The 19,815-nt window shown below is 66.1% G+C and carries 21 protein-coding genes, 1 tRNA gene and 1 pseudogene; 9 read left to right on the forward strand and 14 right to left on the reverse strand.

All coding sequences use genetic code 11. The annotated features are described in order from the left end of the window. Positions 1-494 precede the first annotated feature (494 nt). The 4 genes and pseudogenes from K7W42_RS18880 to K7W42_RS18895 form a co-directional block, all read right to left on the reverse strand. Positions 495-1,256, reverse strand: a complete 762-nt coding sequence (locus K7W42_RS18880) for a hypothetical protein (protein WP_224576624.1) — start codon at positions 1,254-1,256, stop codon at positions 495-497. Positions 1,257-1,307: 51 nt separating this feature from the next. Beyond that, a pseudogene (locus tag K7W42_RS18885) lies at positions 1,308-1,736 on the reverse strand (transposase family protein); the annotation flags it as partial. 45 nt (positions 1,737-1,781) lie between these two features. Further along, entirely contained in the window at positions 1,782-2,144 is a 363-nt protein-coding gene (locus K7W42_RS18890; protein WP_224576625.1) for a helix-turn-helix domain-containing protein, read from the reverse strand. Between the two features lie 62 nt (positions 2,145-2,206). Further along, the gene (locus K7W42_RS18895) at positions 2,207-3,370 is read right to left on the reverse strand and encodes an META domain-containing protein (RefSeq protein ID WP_224576626.1); all 1,164 of its coding nucleotides are present in this window, start codon (positions 3,368-3,370) and stop codon (positions 2,207-2,209) included. A 277-nt stretch (positions 3,371-3,647) separates the two neighbouring features. Between K7W42_RS18895 and K7W42_RS18900 the strand changes: the two genes are divergently transcribed. Together K7W42_RS18900 and K7W42_RS18905 are read left to right on the forward strand one after the other, a co-directional pair. Next, positions 3,648-4,070 (forward strand): cobalamin B12-binding domain-containing protein, encoded by a 423-nt coding sequence (locus K7W42_RS18900; protein WP_224576628.1) that lies wholly within the window; start codon positions 3,648-3,650, stop codon positions 4,068-4,070. A 15-nt stretch (positions 4,071-4,085) separates the two neighbouring features. Further along, positions 4,086-5,252: an MFS transporter gene (locus K7W42_RS18905; RefSeq protein WP_224576630.1), complete on the forward strand. Its 1,167-nt coding sequence runs from the start codon at positions 4,086-4,088 to the stop codon at positions 5,250-5,252. A 310-nt stretch (positions 5,253-5,562) separates the two neighbouring features. Here K7W42_RS18905 and K7W42_RS18910 read toward each other — a convergent pair whose 3' ends face one another. Together K7W42_RS18910 and K7W42_RS18915 are read right to left on the reverse strand one after the other, a co-directional pair. Then, positions 5,563-6,843 (reverse strand): alpha/beta hydrolase family protein, encoded by a 1,281-nt coding sequence (locus K7W42_RS18910; RefSeq protein ID WP_224576632.1) that lies wholly within the window; start codon positions 6,841-6,843, stop codon positions 5,563-5,565. Positions 6,844-7,632: 789 nt separating this feature from the next. Next, positions 7,633-7,722: transfer RNA gene (locus K7W42_RS18915), tRNA-Ser, on the reverse strand. Between the two features lie 203 nt (positions 7,723-7,925). On the opposite strand from K7W42_RS18915, the gene plsY reads away from it, so the two are divergent. From plsY to K7W42_RS18935, 4 genes are all read left to right on the forward strand, one after another. Then, the gene (gene plsY, locus K7W42_RS18920) at positions 7,926-8,519 is read left to right on the forward strand and encodes a glycerol-3-phosphate 1-O-acyltransferase PlsY (RefSeq protein WP_224576634.1); all 594 of its coding nucleotides are present in this window, start codon (positions 7,926-7,928) and stop codon (positions 8,517-8,519) included. A gap of 251 nt (positions 8,520-8,770) precedes the next feature. Then, the gene (locus K7W42_RS18925; protein WP_157458590.1) at positions 8,771-9,070 is read left to right on the forward strand and encodes a hypothetical protein; all 300 of its coding nucleotides are present in this window, start codon (positions 8,771-8,773) and stop codon (positions 9,068-9,070) included. Between the two features lie 322 nt (positions 9,071-9,392). After that, positions 9,393-10,412: an aspartate-semialdehyde dehydrogenase gene (locus tag K7W42_RS18930; RefSeq protein WP_224576636.1), complete on the forward strand. Its 1,020-nt coding sequence runs from the start codon at positions 9,393-9,395 to the stop codon at positions 10,410-10,412. A gap of 82 nt (positions 10,413-10,494) precedes the next feature. After that, positions 10,495-11,118: a rhomboid family intramembrane serine protease gene (locus tag K7W42_RS18935; protein ID WP_224576639.1), complete on the forward strand. Its 624-nt coding sequence runs from the start codon at positions 10,495-10,497 to the stop codon at positions 11,116-11,118. On the opposite strand, the gene K7W42_RS18940 is transcribed toward K7W42_RS18935, so the two are convergent. From K7W42_RS18940 to K7W42_RS18970, 7 genes are read right to left on the reverse strand one after another with little or no spacing between them, the layout of a single operon-like run. Next, on the reverse strand, positions 11,091-11,567 hold the full coding sequence (locus tag K7W42_RS18940; protein ID WP_224576641.1) for an NUDIX domain-containing protein: 477 nt from the start codon (positions 11,565-11,567) through the stop codon (positions 11,091-11,093). The genes K7W42_RS18935 and K7W42_RS18940 overlap by 28 nt on opposite strands. Next, positions 11,564-12,172, reverse strand: coding sequence for a VOC family protein (locus K7W42_RS18945; protein ID WP_224576642.1), 609 nt, complete (start codon positions 12,170-12,172; stop codon positions 11,564-11,566). Before K7W42_RS18945 ends, K7W42_RS18940 begins: the two co-directional genes overlap by 4 nt. Positions 12,173-12,224: 52 nt before the next feature. Further along, a complete protein-coding gene (locus K7W42_RS18950; RefSeq protein ID WP_224576644.1) occupies positions 12,225-13,514 on the reverse strand; it encodes a hypothetical protein in 1,290 nt (429 codons plus the stop codon). A gap of 50 nt (positions 13,515-13,564) precedes the next feature. Then, positions 13,565-14,830, reverse strand: a complete 1,266-nt coding sequence (locus tag K7W42_RS18955; RefSeq protein WP_224576645.1) for an NAD(P)/FAD-dependent oxidoreductase — start codon at positions 14,828-14,830, stop codon at positions 13,565-13,567. 47 nt (positions 14,831-14,877) lie between these two features. Then, positions 14,878-15,690 carry a cytochrome c oxidase assembly protein gene (locus K7W42_RS18960; protein ID WP_224576646.1) on the reverse strand — a complete coding sequence of 271 codons (813 nt, stop codon included), beginning with the start codon at positions 15,688-15,690 and terminating at the stop codon, positions 14,878-14,880. Further along, positions 15,687-16,340: an SCO family protein gene (locus tag K7W42_RS18965; RefSeq protein WP_224576647.1), complete on the reverse strand. Its 654-nt coding sequence runs from the start codon at positions 16,338-16,340 to the stop codon at positions 15,687-15,689. Before K7W42_RS18965 ends, K7W42_RS18960 begins: the two co-directional genes overlap by 4 nt. Further along, the gene (locus K7W42_RS18970) at positions 16,340-16,831 is read right to left on the reverse strand and encodes a copper chaperone PCu(A)C (protein ID WP_224576648.1); all 492 of its coding nucleotides are present in this window, start codon (positions 16,829-16,831) and stop codon (positions 16,340-16,342) included. Before K7W42_RS18970 ends, K7W42_RS18965 begins: the two co-directional genes overlap by 1 nt. A 245-nt stretch (positions 16,832-17,076) precedes the next feature. Between K7W42_RS18970 and K7W42_RS18975 the strand changes: the two genes are divergently transcribed. Further along, on the forward strand, positions 17,077-18,078 hold the full coding sequence (locus K7W42_RS18975; RefSeq protein WP_198170473.1) for a LacI family DNA-binding transcriptional regulator: 1,002 nt from the start codon (positions 17,077-17,079) through the stop codon (positions 18,076-18,078). 358 nt (positions 18,079-18,436) lie between these two features. Further along, positions 18,437-18,715: a DinB family protein gene (locus K7W42_RS18980; RefSeq protein WP_369411393.1), complete on the forward strand. Its 279-nt coding sequence runs from the start codon at positions 18,437-18,439 to the stop codon at positions 18,713-18,715. 14 nt (positions 18,716-18,729) lie between these two features. Here the strand turns inward: K7W42_RS18980 and K7W42_RS18985 are convergent, their stop codons facing one another. After that, on the reverse strand, positions 18,730-19,098 hold the full coding sequence (locus K7W42_RS18985; RefSeq protein WP_224576649.1) for an FUN14 domain-containing protein: 369 nt from the start codon (positions 19,096-19,098) through the stop codon (positions 18,730-18,732). A gap of 67 nt (positions 19,099-19,165) precedes the next feature. On the opposite strand from K7W42_RS18985, the gene K7W42_RS18990 reads away from it, so the two are divergent. Further along, on the forward strand, positions 19,166-19,771 hold the full coding sequence (locus K7W42_RS18990; protein WP_198170476.1) for an RNA polymerase sigma factor: 606 nt from the start codon (positions 19,166-19,168) through the stop codon (positions 19,769-19,771). Positions 19,772-19,815: the final 44 nt, after the last annotated feature.

Consider the following 19,815-nt stretch of genomic DNA (forward strand, 5'->3'; position numbering starts at 1 on the left):
CAGAGCAAGTCAGCGCCTCTACCGACCCGCCTTTCTGCTCTCTGGTGCCGCCCGTTTTTTGTACCAGTAAGCTCAGTGGCGACTTACCGCCACTTCTGCCCATTCCACCCAGACCCGAACAGCGGGCATACGCCGCCTTCTGCCGGTGGGTGTCTTTTCCGCTCGGCTTGAATCGCAAGCTGTCTGGGAGTGGTTCTCAGTACGGTCGAGGGCAGCTCTTTACCGCACGGAAGCGAGTGACCTCACGAACAGTGGCTTCCGTGAAACTGAATGCCACTGTTACCGCTGGGACACAATAGACCTCCTGCGAAAGTGTAAGACTGAGTTGGTTGAGTGAAATACGATCGCTTGGAACGCACGTCAAAAGCAGATCAGACACGATTTAACCGTCATACGGAGATCCTCTTGCTCCATGAATTTTAAATGATATTCAGTCTTATTAAAGGAGTCTGTGCTAATCTTTGAACTACCGACAATTTTATTATCTTTTGTCTCTATAACTCTAACTTCCCCATCTTTATGGTAGGTACAATTCTCGTTAGTTCTTTTGCATCCCACCAACCGCTATATAATGAGATCCAAGTGTTCTCTGACGTGAGAACATTGATTGTGAATATTGCTGAATCCCCTTTCTTTAATGAGGCTATCTCGGATCGCATACCTTTGACTGTTAATGGTTTCTTAGGATCATCGTTTGTTTCGATTGTTTTTAGACTTAGCCCGCTGTCGTCACAACTCTTGAATTTCTTCAGTTTGTCCCAGCTGCTGGCCATACTAGGATTTTCAACGTCGAATGATAAATTACCGCTTTCAAGCAAAGACCTTTCGCAGCTCAGAATATATTGAATCTCAGGCTTGTTTAAGTCCAATCTATTCCCTGTGCCTTCCGTGATGTATGAAATTGGAAAATTATCTCCTTTCATATATTCTTCATGCAGCACGATTGTCTTTCCCGACTTTGATGTTACAGAAATTTGGATCGGACCATACTTTCTGCTCACCTCAATGCTCGAATGAAGGGAGAAATCCAAATCTAACCCAATGCTTTTATAATACGGAATTTCCCTCTCAACACCGACCACAGGATCGGCACAATTTGTGCTGATCAGTCTGCCATCACGAATATTCCGAGTGAAACTATCTGTGCAGGCCAAGAGAAGTTTATAAGACGATTCATCAATACCTTTCGGCACTAAACCTAATGCAGCAGAACTAAAAGTAGTTAAAAGAGCGAAGACAGCCTGAGGACGAAGCATTGTTGTGATTATAACGCCTTTTCCGTCCCCTGATTAGACCTCCTGAGGAAGTCATGTTTTGGTTGCTGTGGCGTGATTGCAGAGGGCGGCGATGAGATGCGCACGCAATGCAAATCGCCGTCTTCGATGACGATAGACCTCCTTGAGCACCCGAAAGATCTTCAGTTGCCGAATGACGTGTTCCACCCGCAGGCGGGTAGTGGCCAGGGCGCGGTTTTCGCATCGTTGCTCTACGGTCAGTGGTGTGTTTTTGGAAGCTTTATGCGGCGTGATGGCATGGCCGTGATCGACCCAGAGGCCCTGATAGCCCGCATCGCCAATAAGGGCCGTCTCGCGGTGCACCCGCAGACCGGAGTGTCGGCAGAGGGTCAGATCATGCATGGACCCAAAGGCGGTAGCAACACACGTAATCATGTGTGTCGCGACGTTGATGACCACCTGAGTCTTGAGGGTATGGCGTTTCTTCTTGCCGCTGTACCAGGGGCGCTGCTTTTTTTAGGCCGCTCACATGGCGTTTCCGCCGTGTCAATGGCGATGATCTGGAAGACGTTCTCCGCTTCCCTGAGACCCTTTTTGCCTGGGAGACGAAACTGCCCACTGGCAATCAGGGCCGCTTCGACCCGTTCCACTGCGCTGCACGGTGGTTTCATGAACGCCCCAATCATCGCCCAGGTGTGCGAAGGTGCGGTACTCTCGCCAGAATTCCAGAGTCAGCAGCAGTTGTTCGGCAGGACTGAGGGCTGCGGGTCGCCCCGATTTCTTCTTGGCAGCCTCCCGTTCCACGAGGACCGCTTCCATTAAGGTGAAGGTTTCCGGATAAATTCCCGTGCGCCGCTTAAACCGCGTCCGGTTCATCTTCAGCGTGCGTTCCAAGCGATCGTGCTTCACTCAACCAGCTTAGTACTGCACTTTCGCAGGAAGTCTAATGGACCACCGCTGTAAATCCTGTCTTATTCCTTCTCGAACACCCAGGTCTGCTCCTCGGCGGTCAGGGTCAGGGTTCGGCCGCTGACACGAAGGGTCGGGCCCCCCTCCAGAGCGCTCAGCAGTGGCAGCGTCTGGTCCTCGGGGCACATCATGCGGGTGCTGATCAGCGGGCCGTCTACCAGTAGGCGCCCGCCTTTTAAGCTGTAGGCGCCGCCAAATGAATTGCAGCCGTCGGTACCGCCCACCCGGGCCCCATCCAGGGTCAGGGTCACAGGGCGAAAGGTGGAGGGCGCCGCCTGGCCATCCAGCAGCTTCAGGCGGTAGGTGCCGCTGACGGCTGGGGCGGCGGGCGGCGTCACGGGCGCCGGGCTAACCGGGGCAGGGCTGACAGGCCCCGCGCCGGTCGCGCTGCGGGTCAGGGTTAAGGTGCCGGCGGCGCCGGTTAGGGTCAGGGTGGTGCCGCTCAGCGCGGGCGTCAAGGGGCCACGCAGCAAGGTGGTCAGCGCCTGCTCAGCCTGGGCCTGTGGGGCCGAACACAGCATACGGGTGCCTGCCAGCGGCACGAACTGGAACTGACCACTGCCCAGGCGGGTGCCCGCTGCGCGCAGAGTATTGCAGCCCACCACGCCCGTGACCGCCAGTTGGGGGCCGCTCACGGTCAGACTCAGCAGGCCGTGCAGGGGCACGTCCTGACCGCCCAGGGTCAGGCGGCGGGCCACATAGCCGCCGTCCAGAGCTGCAACAGCGGAAGATGAGGTCACGGCGCCTCCGGTGAAGGTCAGGCGGCCACCACCGGCCACCAGGGTCAGGGTACTGCCGCTCTGCTCAAAACGGGTGGTGCGGGCCAGCAGGCTCAGGTAATCCTCACGCAGACTCAGGGCGGCGTCGGGACAGGTCGCGCTGCTGCCGCCCTGAAGCCCACGCAGCAGCAGCGCCTGACCTTTGAGGGTGCCGGCGCCGGTCAGGGGACTGCAACCGGTGCTGCCCGATACCCGCAGCGCCGCGCCGCTGGTGTCCAGACGCAGGGTGGGCCGCGCCAGGGCCGGGCCGGGCGTGATGGGCACCCCCCCTGGCACCTGGATGCTTTGCAGCGTCCAAGTAGTCCCGACCGGAGAAGCGGCGGCAGTACCCAGCACCGCCAGGGTCAGAGAAGCAGCCAGAGGAAGGGCGGTCAGCAGCGCACACATGGCTTGGTTGTACACCCCTGGCCTGATGGCGGCGTGATGAGCTGACAGCAGCTGCTCGCTCCACCCTGGAGGTCACAGCACACCCCTCAATTCTGCCCACGCCGCTGCCTGTGGCAGCGCCTTACTTCGTTCGCCCCAGGGCGGCCAGGGGCGACACCCCTTGGCCCCTCTGGGTTCTGCTGTAAGTGGCGTCCAGGGGCGGCCTGCCTTCATAGGCCGCCCACCGCGTACAATGAAGGCAAACGCTCGTTAGGAGCGGGGACTGCAGGAGGAACGTATGGAAGACCGCCGCATTCGGGTGCTGATTGCCAAGCCGGGCATGGACGGCCACGACAGAGGTGCCAAGGTGGTGGCGCGCGCCCTGCGTGACGCTGGGATGGAAGTGATTTACACCGGCCTGCGCCAGACCGCCGAAATGATTGTGAATGCCGCCGTGCAAGAAGACGTGGACGCCATCGGCCTGAGCGTGCTGTCAGGGGCGCACATGCACTATTTCCGCGAGGTCATGGGCCTGCTTAGGGAGCGGCAGGCCGAGGACATCATCGTGTTTGGGGGCGGCATCATCCCTGACCAGGACCTGCCCACGTTGCAGGAACTGGGGGTGGGGCGCGTCTTTACGCCCGGCGCCAGCACCGAGGACGCGGCGGCCTACCTGCGCGGCGCGGTGCAGGCCCGCTGGCGGGCCCAGGGCGAGGCGTGACCCCCGCCCGCGCCCGTGAGTGACGCGGCCGGGCGCACCAAGCCGCTGACCTTCAGTCGCCTGGCCCCGCTCTATACAGCGCAGGCCCTGGCCACGGGGGCCACGACCGTCAGCACGGTGCTGTCCAGCCTCATCATGAGTGGGCTGGGGCACGAGGGCCTGGCAGGGCTGCCCGCCACCCTGATTAGCGCCGCTGCCGCCCTCTCGGCTGGTTTCTTTGGCGCGTGGATGCTGCGCGCAGGCCGCCGCACAGGCTTGAGTGCGGCGTTCGTGCTGGGCGCTGCGGGCGCCGTGGTCGGGTTTGTGGGCGCGCGCGCGGGCCTCCTGCCCATCTTTTTGCTGGGGGCGGCGCTGGTGGGCGCGGCGCAGGGGGGCTACCAGCAGGCGCGCTACGCCGTGGCCGAGAGTGTCCCCGACGCCCGCCGGGGCACCGCCCTGGGAACCCTGATGCTCATGAGCGTGGCCGGCTCTTTTCTGATGACCGGCCTGGCGCGGCCCATTGAAGCGCTGGGGGGCGCCCTGGGCAGCACCCCCGAACTGGCCGGCTGGCTGGTGGGCGCCGCCCTGCTGGGGCTGGCCGCGCTGCTCATTCAGACCTGGCAACCGCTGCGGGCGCCTGTCAGCGCGGCGCAAGCCCGCCTGAGCCTGCGCGCGGCCTTTGCCATTCCGGGCGTGAAATCCACCGCCCTGGCCCTGGCCACCGCCCAGGGCCTGATGGTTACCCTGATGAGCCTGACGCCGCTGCGCGCGCACCACATGGGCCTGGAACATGCCGGGGTGGCCGCGCTGATCAGCGGGCACATTCTGGGCATGTTCGGTTTTGGCTGGCTGACGGGACCGGCCCTGGACCGCTACGGCCTGCGCTTTGGCTACCTGGGCGGCGCGGCGCTGCTGGCGGCGGCGGCCCTGACCGCGCCCCTGCACGGCACGGCCTGGCTGGCGGTCAGCATGTTCGTGTTGGGCCTGGGCTGGAACCTGGCCTTCGTGGCGGGCAGCAAAGCCCTGACCCGCTTTCCCGCCGCCCAGGGCGTGACGGATGGCCTGGGCTATGTGGCGGCCGGCGCGGGCACTCTGCTGGGCGGCGCCGTGATTGCCCGCTTCGGCTTTCCTGCTCTGGCCCTGACCTGCGCGTTCCTGCCCGGCCTGCTGCTGGTCAGCGCGTGGCGGGTCAAAGGTCAGTGAGACAGTCACTGACCCCACCAGTTGCGTCAACGGCTCAATCCGGACAGATTGGGAAAGGAGCGGGGCCGATAAGGTCGCGCCGTGGCACAGGCAGACCTGTGTTCTTCCAACTCATAGGCGTGAGAGAGGGAACCCCAAAGCGGTAGGAGGCGTGCCATTTTTTGCACGCCTCCCACCGCTTTGGGGTTCCCGCACCTCTGCTGCCCACCCTGTCCCCTGACCGAGCCTTGAGGTCTGGCGTCAATCCCTCTGGAACACCCTCCAGCCCCGACTCGCTTTCCCTGCTGTAGCCACTCACCACCTCCAGCTTTTACGGATTGGGCGCACTGGCGAAGGTGTCGTCTCCCGGCGTCACCGTGCCCTTGCCGCCCTGCTGGTCGTAACGGACGCCGCTATTCATGCGGGCGGCGGCTGCCGCCTGGGTGTTGGCCGCGCTCACGGCGCCGCCGGGCGCAAAAGAACGGGTCCACATGTACCAGCGCGGGGCCACGCCATGCTTGCGGGCCAGGCCGCTGGCAGGGTTCAGGTCGAAGATGTATTCGGGGAAGATCTCGGTGCGGCTGACAAACCGGGCCATCTGCAGATTGTTGTCGCCGCCCAGGTCCAGCAGGCGACTGCTCTTGATCCATTCCACGGCCACGCCGCTGGCCTTCAGGGTCTGGGCAATGCGGGCGCTGCGGGCCGCTGGGGTGGCATCGGGGCTCAGGTAAGCGTAGCTGTGGCCGCCACCTGGGCTGGCTGGCGACCAGAACGGGTCGGCCAGAATGACGCGGCCTGGCCGCCTGACGGCAGGCAGGGTGGGGTCGCTGTACGCCTGGTTGGCCAGGGCCAGCGCCATCTGCGCCCCCAGCGAGTGCCCCATCACCCGCACGCGCTCGGGGCCGCTGTATGTCCAGGCTGACAGGGCGCTTTTGTAAGCCGCGTAGAAGAGCCCCCCAGCGCTGACCGTGGGCATCCCGGCCTGGGTGTAGCTGCCGTCCGGCTGGCGGTAACGCATGTTGATGGTCTGGGTGCGCCCCAGCGCGTCGCGGTAGCTGTAGGTCGGCGTCCAGATTTTGGCCTGGGCGTGATAGGGCACGGCGACCGTGCCTTCATCGTCGGCCAGCTGGGTCCAGTGGTACAGCGCCACGTTCCAGCCCGCCTGAATCCAGGCGTCGGCCACGCTCTGACCCGCCTCGCTAAAGTAAAAGCTGTCGCGCTTGCCGGCCTTGGTGTTGCCGTCCTGCCAGCCGTGAACAAAGATCATGACGGGCCTGGCCGGGTCGTAATACCCCGCGATGGCGCCGCCGTCTGTCCGGGCCTTGCAGCCCACGCCGCCCGGAGCCCCGCTCTCGGCCTTCGAGTACCAGTACACCCCCGTATCCAGTCCCGAGGCCCCAAACGGGAGCGCCAGCCGGGTGGGACAGGCCGCCGCCTGGGTGCTCAGGGCGCTGCTGCCTGACCCCAGGGCCGTCAGGGCCAGTTGCGCTTCACTGAAGCCTGCCGGAATAGCAGGGTCCGGGGTCAGAGCAGGCGAAGGCGCAGAAGTGCAGGCCGCCAGCAAACTGCTGAGCAGCAGTGCCGACGCAGGATGGGACAGGTAGGCAGGCATGAAGACCTCCGAAGGAGCAAGGCAGCCGCCGGAAACAGTCTTCCGGCACAGGGGTTCGGTTGTGTGTGCGGGCCGCACCGTACCCCACCCGCGCTCCGAATACCAGCCCCTGAAGTTCAACCAGCAGCCCAAGCGGCCGACCCAAAAAAGCCGGAACCTCTGGGCAGAGGTTCCGGCCGGGTCTGGCGGAACGGGAGGGATTCGAACCCTCGATAAGCTTGCACCTGTATACGCTTTGCAGCGCTCACTATCTTAGATGGAAAGATAATCCCTTTTACTCAAGGAAAGCCAGGCGCTTAAAATATAAATTGGAAAACTGGATTCATAATCATCAAATTTCTCCTCCTTCAGTCAAAATTTCTCAATCTTAAATCCAGATGCATTACATAAATGGTAGTAACAGCGTTGGGAGCAAGTAAAAGAACCCGAACATCACCCAGGCTTGACGCTCGTGACGAATCCCCAAGTGCCCTGACCAAACTAAAACTGGTAGGCCAATCAAGGCTATGATTAGGCACCGGTACATAGTCTCTTCCCAGGTCAAGCCTCTTATAAAACGGCATAAGCTGAGTGTGAGGATAGGTGGACCTCCCAAGTTTAGCCAAAGCGGAAACTCTATAGGTATACGCATGTAGATCTCTTAATTTAGCAAGAGTCTGAGGGAAAGATTTAAATCGGTAGTCAACTACCTACTTATAGGGTCACAAACAGACATACGACTTAGGCGGTATAAACTTGATAAAAGAACGTCCTGAACAGATTTTCTCCATTCAGGACGTTCTTTTGTTTTGGCGGAACGGGAGGGATTCGAACCCTCGATAAGCTTGCACCTATACACGCTTTCCAGGCGTGCTCCTTCAACCACTCGGACACCGTTCCAGCGGCAGACAATCTAGCGGGTGCCGGGGCGGAATGCAACCCGAAAGCCGTGCCAGCGACGGGAAAACTGGGTCAACCTTATCTCAGACGTGGTTTCTGACCAGAGGGGCGCTTCAACTCCTCTCCCCCGGCGGCAGCGGCCACCTCTCCCAGACCTGCCTGGCCCTGGACGCCTGCCTGCCCGCTTCACCTATGATGCGGGCGTGACTTTGCTGGCCGTGCTGACGGTACTCGCGTCCTACCTCGTCGGCTCGGTGCCGGCGGCGGCCTGGGTGGCCCGCACGCGCGGCGTGGATATTCGCAAGGTGGGCAGCGGCAACAGCGGCGCCACCAATGTGCAGCGGTCGCTGGGCAATGGCCCGGCCCTCTTGGTCGCCCTGTTCGACATCCTGAAAGGCGCGCTGGCGGTCTGGGGCGCGGCCTGGCTGGGGCTGGGGCTGCCTGTCATGGCGGCGTGCGGGATGGCCGCTGTGATCGGCCACAACTTCAGCCCCTTTCTGGGGTTCCGGGGTGGCAAGGGCGTGGCCACCACTTTTGGCACCATGACTGCCCTGCTGCCAGTGGCGGGCCTGGCCTTTGCGGCGCCCATCTTTTTCCTGACGGTCGGGCTCACGCGCCTGGTCTCGGCCGGCAGTCTGCTGGCCGCTGCCGCCGCCGCCCTGAGCGCCGCGCTGGTGGGGCCGCCCTGGCTGGCGCTGGTCTTCGCCGCCTTGGCCCTGCTGATGGCCTGGCAGCACCGCGAGAACATCCGCAAGTTGCAGGCCGGCACCGAGCGGCGCTTTGGCGAGAAGGTCTGAAAGCAGAAGTTAGCAACGACTCTTCGGAGCAGGGGTCCCGATGGGTTGCACGGCTTGTGGCTGACGCCATACACCGAAATTGCTCTGACTTCTTCCCTGACTGCGCCACCCACTGAAGCCCCAGACCCCCCTAGAAACAGCGCGGCACCCTGAGCTGCTGACCGCCTGGCCGTCCCGTCCTGGCCTGCGCTATGCTGACTGGGTCAAAACAACAGGGGCGCTGGGCAGGGCGGCGCAGATGCAGGGGGAACATGTCGGCCAGAATTCGGGTATACGGCAAAGAAGCGGTATTTACGCAGGGCCAGTGGGACTGCGAGGACGAGAGCTTACAGGCGATGCTGCAGGCCCTGGCCGACCCGCGCGCCGTCACGGACGAGCAGGAGCGCGAACATGCCCTGTACGCCGCCGGACGACTAGGCGGCCTGATCGCCACCGCCTACGGCTGGGAAGCCGCTCCGCACCCCGAGGCCGAGATTCGCATGGAAGATTTTGCGCCGGCCCGGAAACCTGAACGCGCCGGCTGGCTGGGATTTCTGAAGAAAAAGCGGTGACCGCAAGGCAGCGGGATGCGGCGCCCTCTTCCGGCTGGGCGGCCATCAACAGCGGCCCCATCAGCCTCACTTGAGGTCCGACCCTCTGACAGAGAGCAGAGGGTTGCCGCACGCCTGCCCAGCGAATCTACTGGCCTGCGTCCCGCCTCTTGCTGACAGCCTCCCCTGCCCCCGCTTGACCCCACCCCCCCAACCCCCTACCCTGAAGCGCATGAACGCCCGCACGGTGACCACGACCACGTAAGGGCGGTGTCTGTGAGGACGGCCGCCCTGCGAGACACGCGGGGCGGTTTTTTGTAAAGAGTTGCCAGGAGGGGTGCGTATGCGCGTAGCGATTGTTGGAGCAACCGGAGCGGTCGGCCACGAACTTCTGAAGGTGCTGGAACACAGCAGCCTGCCTATCGACGAGCTGCTGCTGTTTGCCTCGCCCCGTTCGGCGGGCAGCACCCTGACGTTCCGGGACCAGGCCTTGACGGTGCAGGTCACCCCCGACGGCCCCATTGACGCCGATGTCGTGCTGGCCTCGGCGGGCGGCAGCGTCAGCAAGGCCCTGGCGCCCGCCTGGGTGGCGGGCGGCGCCCTGGTGATTGACAACTCCAGCGCCTTCCGCTACGACGCCGGCGTGCCGCTGGTGGTGCCCGAGGTCAACGGGGACGCTGCGCTGGCCCACCAGGGCATTATCGCCAACCCCAACTGCACCACCGCGATTGCCGTGGTGGCGGTCGCCCCCATTCACCGCGCCTACGGCGTGCGGCGCATGATTGTCAGCACCTACCAGGCCACCAGCGGCGCCGGGGCCAAGGGCATGGATGAGCTGCTGAACGAAACCCACAAGGTGCTGCACGGCAAAGAGGCGGGCGCCGAGGTCTTCGCCCATCCCATTCCCTTTAACGTCATTCCGCACATTGACGCCTTTCAGGACAACGGCTACACCAAAGAGGAAATGAAGGTGGTCTGGGAGACTCGCAAGATTCTGGGCGACGATACGCTCCAGATTTCCTGCACCGCCGTGCGGATTCCGACCCAGCGCACCCACAGCGAGGCCATTACCCTGGACCTTGAGCGGCCTGCCACACCGGCGGCCGTGCGCGAGCTGCTGGCGGGATCGGCCGGTGTCGAGGTGCGGGACGCGCCGGAGGACAAGCTGTATCCCATGCCCCTGACGGCCAGCGGCAAATATGACGTGGAGGTGGGCCGCATCCGCGAGTCGCTGGTGTTTGACGGCGGTATTGACCTGTTTGTGGCGGGGGACCAGCTGCTCAAGGGGGCGGCCCTGAATGCCGTGCAGATTGCCGAATACCTGCATGCCAAGGGTGCACTGAAGGCCAAAGTGCGCGTGTAACGCAGCCCATCCCCGAGGAAAGGAGGCCGCTCCCGTGCTGGCCTCCTTCCTCTTTTCCCTGCGGCCTCTTTAGACTGGGGGCGTGCATTCCTCTTCCCCCACGGCGCCGGCGCGCCGCACCTCACCGCTGCGCGCCGCCGCGCTGACGGGCACCCTGATTGCGGGCCTGTGGGTGCAGGAGGTCACCGATCTGGTGGTGTTCGGCGGCGACCTTGACCAGTACGGCATCGTGCCGCGCGAGCCCGGGACCCTGGGGCACATCCTCAGTGCGCCCTTTTTGCATGCGGGCTTTGCTCACCTGCTGGGCAACACCGTGCCGCTGGCGGTGCTGGCCTTCATGAGCGCCCTGCGCGGCACGGCCCGTTTTCTGGCGGCGCTGGCGCTGATCGTGGTGGTGGGCGGCGCGCTGGTGTGGCTGCTGGGGCGCGGGAACAGCATTCACCTGGGCGCCAGCGAGCTGGTGTTCGGTCTGCTGGCCTACCTGCTGGGGGTGGGCTGGTGGGAGCGCACGCTGGGCGCCGTGCTGGTGGCCGCCTCTGCCTTCGTGCTGTACGGCGGCCTGCTGTGGGGCGTGTTGCCCTCGAATCCGGCGGTGTCCTGGGAAGCGCACCTGTTTGGCTTTGTCGCGGGCCTCCTGGCGGCGGCGCTGCTGCACGGGCGCCGGCCACCCCGTGCCGGTCAAAGGCCCTGGATGCCGCCGCGCTGAAGGTCCGTGGCCACCTGCGCCACCAGCGCGGCCTGTTCCGGCCAGAACAGGGGCGGACAGGCGATGAGCGGGTGCCATTCCAGCAGAAACCCCGGTTCCAGCGGCGCCGCCGGCTCTGCTTCCAGGGTCACGCCCAGAAAGTAGCGCGTGACTTGCCACTTGGTTTTGACATAGTTCAGCCGCTCCAGGGTGCCCAGGTGCTTCACCAGCCGCACCGCCTGAAGCCCGGCCTCTTCACGCAGTTCGCGGTGCAGGGCGGCTTCGGGCGTTTCGCCGGCCTCCAGGCCACCCTTGGGCAGTTGCTGGTACGGCCCCAGCTCGACGACCACCGCCACCTGCCAGCCCGCCGCGTCTGGGCGCAGCACCACCGCGCCCACACTGGGGCGCTCGGGGACGCCAGGTGGCCGGCAGTAGTGGCCCGCATCAGGCGGCGGCAGGCGGGGGGTCACAGTTCGACCAGACCCTGTGGTGTCTCCAGCACGGCGCGGAGTTCGGGCTGAGGCGCCTCATAGACCTCGACCTCGCCGCTGAACGTCAGGCGCGTCAGGGTGTCTCTTAGGGCGTCGGGGGTCGAGGTGCCCAGATGCAGGCTCAGAAGGCGCACCCCGGCGTCGGGCAGGCGGGTGGGGGGCGGCGGGGTCTGCCAGGCGATCAGGGACGGCTGCACACCGCCGCTGGGTAGGGACCCGTCTTCCGGCACAGTCAGCGTCCAGCGGTGCTCGCCGCGCGACAGGGCCAGCACCTCCGGCCCCGGCGGCAACGTGGCCACTGCCGCCACCCAATGAATCAGGGCCGGGCCGTGCACGAGGCGAGCGCGCAGGTCCGGCGTGTCCAGCCCAAACCAGCGGGGACGGCCAGGCGACGGCGCGGCCGGATTGACCGCGATCACCTCCAGGTACGCCTGCGGCCCCAGCGACAGCAGGGCGTTGTGGGTGCCAAAGAGGTCATGCTCGCCGCCCGGCGCCAGGGAGACATGCAGCCGACCTTCCAGCCACGCACGGCCCTCGTCCAGCGTGCGGGCTGCCACCACCAGATGATCCAGCGTTGCCGTCATGGCGCCAGGATAGAGGGAACCTGGCCCCAGGCAGACCAGGGACAGGCTTGCCTCAGGGGCGGCGCAGTTCGCCCTGCAACGTGGCGCCGCCCTTCATGATGAGGGTGCTCTGGTAGGCCGGACCCTGCGACGAACTGTAAAAGAAGCTTGTCCCCGTCAGGCTGCCCGTTTCGGCGGCGCCGTCCAGCAGGGTGACGGAGAAGAACAGGCCGGACGGCACCGGCGAAGTCTGGGCGAGCAGGACCCTCGAGCCCCGGAGGGTGCCCTGGACCGTCAGGGTCCGGCCGCCCACCGACGCGCTGCCGGTCAGGCTGGCAGTTTCCGAATTAAGACGGGTGGCCGTCACATTTAGCGTGACGGGCACCGACGGCTCGGCCGGGAGGTCATAGGCCGCGCTTCCCCAGGGGCGGAAGCTGTAGAGCTGCTGATCGCTGCCAGCGCTCACGCCCTCAGGGGTCACGGTCAGGTTCATGGCGCTGCCCAGCGCCTGGGCTGCACTGGCTTCGCCGGTTTGCACGTTGATTTGCCCAGCTTCGCCGGCGCGCGTGACATAGACCACCGTGCGCCCGTCCGAGTACAGGTCCACCACCGGCGAGCAGGTGGCTGACGCCTTGAAGGTGCGCTGCACCGCGCCGTTGGCTGCGCGCAGTTCGATGGTGCCGTCCGACCAGCCCTGCAGGTACGCCGAGCCACTTTGAGGGCCAAAGGCCGCACTTTCAATGCTGGTGGGCGCCAGATTGCTGGTCAGGGCGCAGGGGTTGCCGTGTCCACTGGCGCCGCCGCTGCTCAGGCCATCTTTGGCGCGCAGGGCGCGGCCTTCACTCAACCACCACACGTCGTCGCTGCTGCGGTCGGTCAGGATTTTGCGCTCGTTGGACGTGGGCAGAGGCTTACCGTCGGCGGTGCCCACGCGGGCGTTGGCGGTGAAAGCGTCCGTTGAGGCCACCTCACCGTCCACGCTGAGGTGAGAACCCGGCACGTCGCGCGCCGCAGTCTGGACCAGCGTGCGGGGGTCATGCACGGTCAGTTTGCCGCCGCCCAGCACGTACAGCGCGCCGCTGGGACTGTAAGCGATGGCCTGGGCCTGGGGCCGCGCAGCGCGCGCCAGCACCCCCCCGGTGCGGGCGTCCAGCGCCACCACCTGACCCGCCGACGCCCGCAGGACATACACCACGCCCGCCCCAGCCCGCACGGACGACACCTGGCTGGGCACCACAAATTCCCCGGCCCAGCGGCCACTGAGAATCTTCGGGTCGGTCATCGGCACTTCGGGGGTCAAGGGTCTGGGGCAGGCGGTCAGCAGCAGGGTCAGACCAGCCAGGGCGGGAAGCAAGCGGCGCATGGCCCCACCCTAGCGCGACATGAGAAGCCTGTGGGAAAGATTTGACCGCCTTAAGCGCCGCGCGGGCGGCTCATGCCGGCTGGGTCGCCCAGGATGATAGCGGCGGCCTTTTCACCGCTTTCCATCGCCCCCTGAATCCCGCTCATGGAGGTGGCCTCACCGGCCAGCAGCACACCAGGCAGGCGGGTGGCGTGCCCACTGAGGGTCGAGGCGTATTCGGGCGGCTGGGGATACTGCGCGTGCCGGATGCGCTCGGTGAGCAGCAGGCGCAGCGTGGCCACGCCAGCGGCGCCGTACCAGCGGGCCAGTTCACCGCGCACGCGGGCGTCCAGGGCCTCATCGTCCAGGTCGGGCAGGCCCAGCACCGTCACGGTCAGGAGGTGCCCCCCGGCCGGGGCCCGCTCCGGAATGACATTGGAAAGCCAGTGCGCGTTCTGAATGAGCCCTGGCCCGGCGTTCAGCAGCAGGCGGCGCTCGCGGTCCAGGGGCGCGGGGGCGGCGTAGTGCAGGTAGGTGCTGCTCAGGTGGCCACGCGCCGCCGCCTCACCCGTCAGCTGCGCGGCGCTGCTGGGGTCCGTGGCCACGATGACGTGGCGGGCCTCCAGGTCGCCTGCACTGGTTTCCACCGTAACCGAGGCCGTGTGCGGCGTCAGGCGCCGGGCCTGAACCCCCAGGCTCAGGTCCAGGCCCTGGGCCAGTTGCCGGCTGACCTCACCCATGCCAGCGGCAGGCAGGGCCGCGCCGCCGTCCAGCAGCATGCGGAAGTAGTAGCGAAAGAGCCGCGCGCTGGTGTCCAGCTCTCTGCGCAGGAAGATGCCGCCAAAAAAGGGCCGGAAGAAGTGGTCCAGCGCCGCCTCACTGAAGCCGAAGCGGCGCAGGTAGGCCTCGGTGGTCTCGTCGGGGCCGCGCAGCAGTGTCCAGGGGGCCGGATTGCGTAGGCGCAGGGCCAGGGCCGCCACGCGCGCTTTATCGCCAAAGCCCAGGGCGCGCGTGGTCAGGGTCCCGCCCAGGGCGCCGGGATCACTGAAGGGCGACCCCACCACATCGGCCCGCTCGCCCCGGCGAATCACGGCGGCCGACGGGAGGGGCACGAGCCCCAGGGCCTCCAGCTTCAGCCAGCGCTGCGCCGCCGGGTACACTGGAAACAGCACCTGATACCCGGCGTCCAGCGTGAAGCCGTCCACCACGCGCGAGTGAACGCGCCCCCCCACCTGCGGCGCGGCCTCCAGAACCCGCACGCGCTGACCCGCCTGCGTAAGTGCGCGCGCGGCGGTCAATCCGGCCAGCCCCGCGCCAATGACAAGAACGTCGTGCATGGGCGCAGGCTACAGGGCGGCGGGGGCCGGGCGCGAGTGCCGCGCCCTCAGGAGCGCGACTCGGGCGGCAGGCCCTGCGACTCGCTGAGGTTGATCAGCCAGGCAAACAGCTGCATAAAGGCCAGCGCCAGCGCGGGCAGACCCGCCAGCATCATGATCCACCCAGAAATCTGCTGGTTTTGCAGCGGCGTCAGGTTCCACAGGCACAGCGCATTGACATACGGCGTGTACAGGACGCGGGGCGCGTACAGCCACACGCTGGCCACCGCCATCATGGGCAGGGCCGCCAGCAGCCCAAACCACCCGCGCGACCCGATACCGGCGGGCTGCACGCCCGGCAGAGGCCGCAGCACCACCCCCCACACCAGCAGGCTGCTCAGCAGATACAGCGCTGGCAGCAGCGCCCCGGCGGTGTTGGACACCACGCTGGCGTTGAACCCCGCCGGCACGTTCCAGAACACGATAACGGCCGTCCACAGCGCCAGGGCCACCCAGGGGTCCAGCAGCACGCCCAGCGCGCGCCCCAGCCCACTGCGGGGACCCAGGGGCAACGGCGGCAGGCCCAGCACCAGCAGCGGCGGCACCACTTCGGCCAGCACCATCAGGCGGCCCATGTACAGCGCCATGCTGCTCTGGGTCAGGGTGGCTGCGCGGCTCTGGGTGGTCAGCAGCAGCGCCAGCATGCCCAGGGCAAACAGGGTCACCCGCCAGGCAGGCCAGGGCGTCCCGGCCTGCCGCGAGCGCAGGTAGCCCCAGGCGTAAGCCCCCGCCGCCAGCAGCGCCGGCACCAGCAGCGCGGGGTCAAGGTGCGGCGTCAGCAGGTCGGCCAGCGTGGGACTGAGGCTGCTGGGCAGACTCACCGGGTCTCCAGAACGTGCTGGACATCGGCGCGCACCCGGTCCAGTTGCGGCAGCTGGGTGTAGTCCCACAGCACACGCAGGTGGCCCTGGGCGTCTATCAGGTAGGTGGCGGTCGTGTGGTTGATTTGGTAGGCCGCGCCCTTCACCTCGGCCCGCTGATAGGCCACGCCGTAGGCGCGCGCCAGCTGGCCCAGCGCCGGCTCGGGCACCCGCACACCTCGTCCGGCCCCGAAATAGCGGACGTAGTCGTTCAGGTCTTGCGGGGTGTCGCGTGCCGGGTCCACGCTGACCAGCACGATGTCAAAGCGCTTCTGGTCTTCGGGTGGCAGAGCGGCGCGCACCTTACTGAGATAGGACAGGGTCAGTGGGCAGATGTTGGGGCAGTGGGTGAACCCGAAAAACAGCGCGGTGACGCGCCCCTGCCCCGGCGTGAAGGTGTACCGCTGGCCGCCGGCCACCTCGCCCTGAAATCCAGTCGCGGCCGTGGCCGCCGGATAGGCCATGCCGTAAAACGGGTGCGGACTTTTCAGGCGGGCCACCCCCCACGCCCCCAGCAGCAGCAGCGTGACCGCCACCACCGCCAGCAGCGCCGACACGTACCAGGGCCGCGCAGCCGGGGGGGCCGCCTGGGCCGGCAGAGGCGCGGTCATCAGGGCTTGACCACGGGGGCGTCAAACGTATGGGTGCCGCCCGCGTCATCGGTGAGGGTCAGGGTCAGGGTCTGGCCTTCTTGCAGGGGCGCGCGCAGGCCCATCAGCATCAGGTGATCGCCGGTGTCGCTCAGGGTCAGGTCGCCGCCTGCGGGCACCGTCAGGGCCGGGGTGTCCTGCATGCCGGTCAGGCCAGCGGGGTCAGTCTGGGTCACCATCAGCATGCCGTGGCTGGCCGCGTCGGTCTGCACGCCGACCAGGCGCAGGGGCGCGGGGCCGGCGTTGTGCAGCGTGCCAAACACACTCGTGTCCCCCACGCTGGGAGGCACCGCCACCACGCGGGCGTCGTGAACACTGAGAACGCTGCTGGGCGTGCCCGCCTCATTCTGACTGTGGCCGGTGTGACCCGCCGGGTGGCCTGCCGTCTGGGGGGCCGGCCGGCAGGCCACCAGCGCCAGCAGCGCCGCGCCAAGCAACATCGAACGGGTCATATACGCGGACCTCCTTCTGGGGTCTTCTTCACCCACCAGGGCAGAGGCAGTCTAGTCCGGCCGGCCCGGCCGCTTTGTCCCCAGCAGCGGCAGGTGACGGCCTGGGCTACGTTGCCGTCCATGCCAAAGGAGCGAACAGGCCGAAAAGCCGCGCCAGAGCTGCTTTCAACTCGTTCTGCCGGCCCCCTGCTCACCCGAATCCTATGGAACCCTTTCCACGCAGCGGGTATGCTGGGGGGCAAATCATGCGCAAACCCACCATTCAGGATGTTGCCCGGCAGGCCGGGGTTGGCGTCGGCACCGTGTCACGGGTGCTGAACAACCACGTGGCCGTCAAGGGGGCCACGCGAGAAACCGTTCTCAAGGCCATTGCCGACCTTGATTACACGCCCAACCCCCACGCCCGCCGCATCGCAGGGGGCAAAAGCTACACGATCAGCGTGCTGCTGCCGGTGCTGACCACCGAATTCTATGTGCGGCTGCTGGACGGCCTGGAAACCGCCTTTCAGGAAGCGCGTTATGACGTGGCGATTTTTCCGCTGCTGGACCGCTCGCGGCTGGAACGCTACCTGGGGTCGCACACCCTGGCCTATCAGGCCGACGGGCTGGTCATGGCGACCTACAACCTCACCAAGATGTTTCATGAGCGCCGCCTGCGCACCCAACAGCCCACGGTGCTGGTGGACGCCTACGCCGACAGCGTGGATTCCTCGTTCATGGACAATGTGGCGGGCGGGCGCATGGCGGGCGAGTATGCCGTGACGCTGCCCGGCGCGCTGTACGCCGTGTGGGTGGAGACCGAACTGGACCAGCTGTTTACCACCCGCGTCTTCGAGGACCGCCGCAACGGCTTTCTGGGCGCGCTGCAAGCCGCTGGACGCGCGGTGGCCGCCGAATACACCTCCAGTTTCGATTCGCTGACGGCGCGCAACACCGCCTGCACGGTGCTGGATCAGGCGCAGGCGGCGGGGCTGCCCTGCACCGTGTTCGCCTCAGCTGACATGCTGGCGGGCGCCCTGCTGGACGAGGTGCGGCTGCGCGGCCTTCAGATAGGCACAGACGTGCGCGTGATCGGCTTTGACGACCAGCCCTGGGCCGAGAGCCGGGGCCTGACCACCCTGCACCAACCCGTCGAGAGCATGGGCTACGAGGCCGCCCAGCTGCTGCTGACGCGCCTGAACGGCTACAAGGGGCCGGCCCGCGCCCGCCGCTTCGAGCCGCGCCTGGTCGTGCGCGGCAGCGCGTGAATCTGCTGGACCGCCTGCTGGGGCACGACGCCTGGACCACCTGGACGCTGCTCAGCCGGAGCCGAGACCTGACTGATACGGATTCCGCTTAATTGCAGCACAGCCGGAAAGGCACCGCCTGAGCTTCCACATCGCGAAATCCGTATATTTTCCTTCTCGCTCCGCTCGGATTTCATCGAGCAGAATGCTCGATTCAATCGGAATCCTTATGAGGCGCAGCTGGACCAGCCGCATGACCTGGGCTGGCGCACGGTGCGGCACATCACCGAGAATATGGAGACCTGGACGAATCTGATGACCGGCCGCGTGGCCTCCGGCTGACGGCGATTCGCTCGACGATCTGGACCGTCGCCTGCGTGTGGTCGCCCCGCGCCTGGCCGCACTGGCGCGGCAGGTCGAGGCAGAGGGGCGGCTGGACGACACCTGGCTGGACGTGCTGGACTGCCCACCCCGGCCAAAGACCTATGGCGGCGCCATTGCCCACGTCCTGACCCACTCCATGCATCACCGCGCGCAACTGATTCAGATGCTGAGGGCGCTGGGGCTGCCCGGCGTGCCTGAAGGCGACCTGCTGGGCTGGGAAATGCGGGGGGCGCCGGCCCTCCCGCTCCCTGACCCTCCGAGCAGTCAGCCCTGAACGGTCTGGCCCACCTACACCCGCGCCCGGAGCCCCAGCAGCAGCCCGCCCGTAAAGGCGCCTGCGAACGGCAGATTGGCGGTCAGCACACGCATCAGCCAGGCGCCGCCCTGTTCCTGCCCCTGCCGCAGCCACGGCTCGGTTAGGGCCTGAACGCGCAGCCAGTTCACGCTGATCAGGTCAAAGTAGGCCAGCAGTTGCAACACCAGAACCAGCGTACCCAGCACAATCAGCGCGGCCCGGCCAATGTGGCGCAGCGCCACGCCGGTGGCAAAGCCCAGCAGCGCCCCCACGCTCAGGTCGGGCAGCAGGGGGCGCAGGGCGTCGGCCAGGGTCGCCTCTGGCGGGGGGGCGGCAACCAACGTCTGGACAGTCCGGGTCAAGCTCAAAGTGGGCGCATGGTAGAGCATGGGCCGCCGGGTTGGCGTGCGGGGACGGCAGAGGGGCGCTATGGTAGAAGGCAGCGTGGACGTGCCAACCGAAGTCTCCCCTCCCGACGTGATTTCCCCCGAGCTGCTCGCGCGGCTGACGGCTGGGGACGAAGGGGCGTGGTTTGATTTCGTGCAGGAGTACGAGGGCCGTATGTACGGCTACCTGTACCGCCTGGAGGGCAACAGCGAGGACGCCCTGGACCTGACCCAGGAGGTTTTCTACCGCGCCTGGCGCTCCATTCGCACCTTCCGCGTGGGCGAGCGGGTGTTGCCGTGGCTGTATCAGGTGGCGCGCAACACGCAAATCGAGTCGCACCGCCGCAAGCAGTTGCAGCGCTTCTCGCTGGAGCAGGCCCGCGAAGACGTGGGCTTTGAGGTGACCAGCGAAAAGCGCTCGCCTGTGCAGGCCGCCGAAAGCGCCGACGCCCAGGACCGGGTGCAGCGCGCCCTGCAAAAACTGCCGGCCGAATACCGCGAGGCCGTCGTACTGCGCTTTGTGGAGGACCTGAGTTATGACGAGATTGCCCAGATTCAGGGGGTGGCCGTGGGCACCGCCAAGAGCCGTGTCTTCCGCGCCAAAGAGCAGCTGGCTGACCTGCTGGCAGGCGTCGCCGACGTGCATTGAGAGCAGTCCTCAGCGCGGTTGAGGGGAGAAATCCTCAACCCCTC

The sequence above is a fragment of the Deinococcus betulae genome, from assembly GCF_020166395.1.
Taxonomy (GTDB): domain Bacteria; phylum Deinococcota; class Deinococci; order Deinococcales; family Deinococcaceae; genus Deinococcus; species Deinococcus betulae.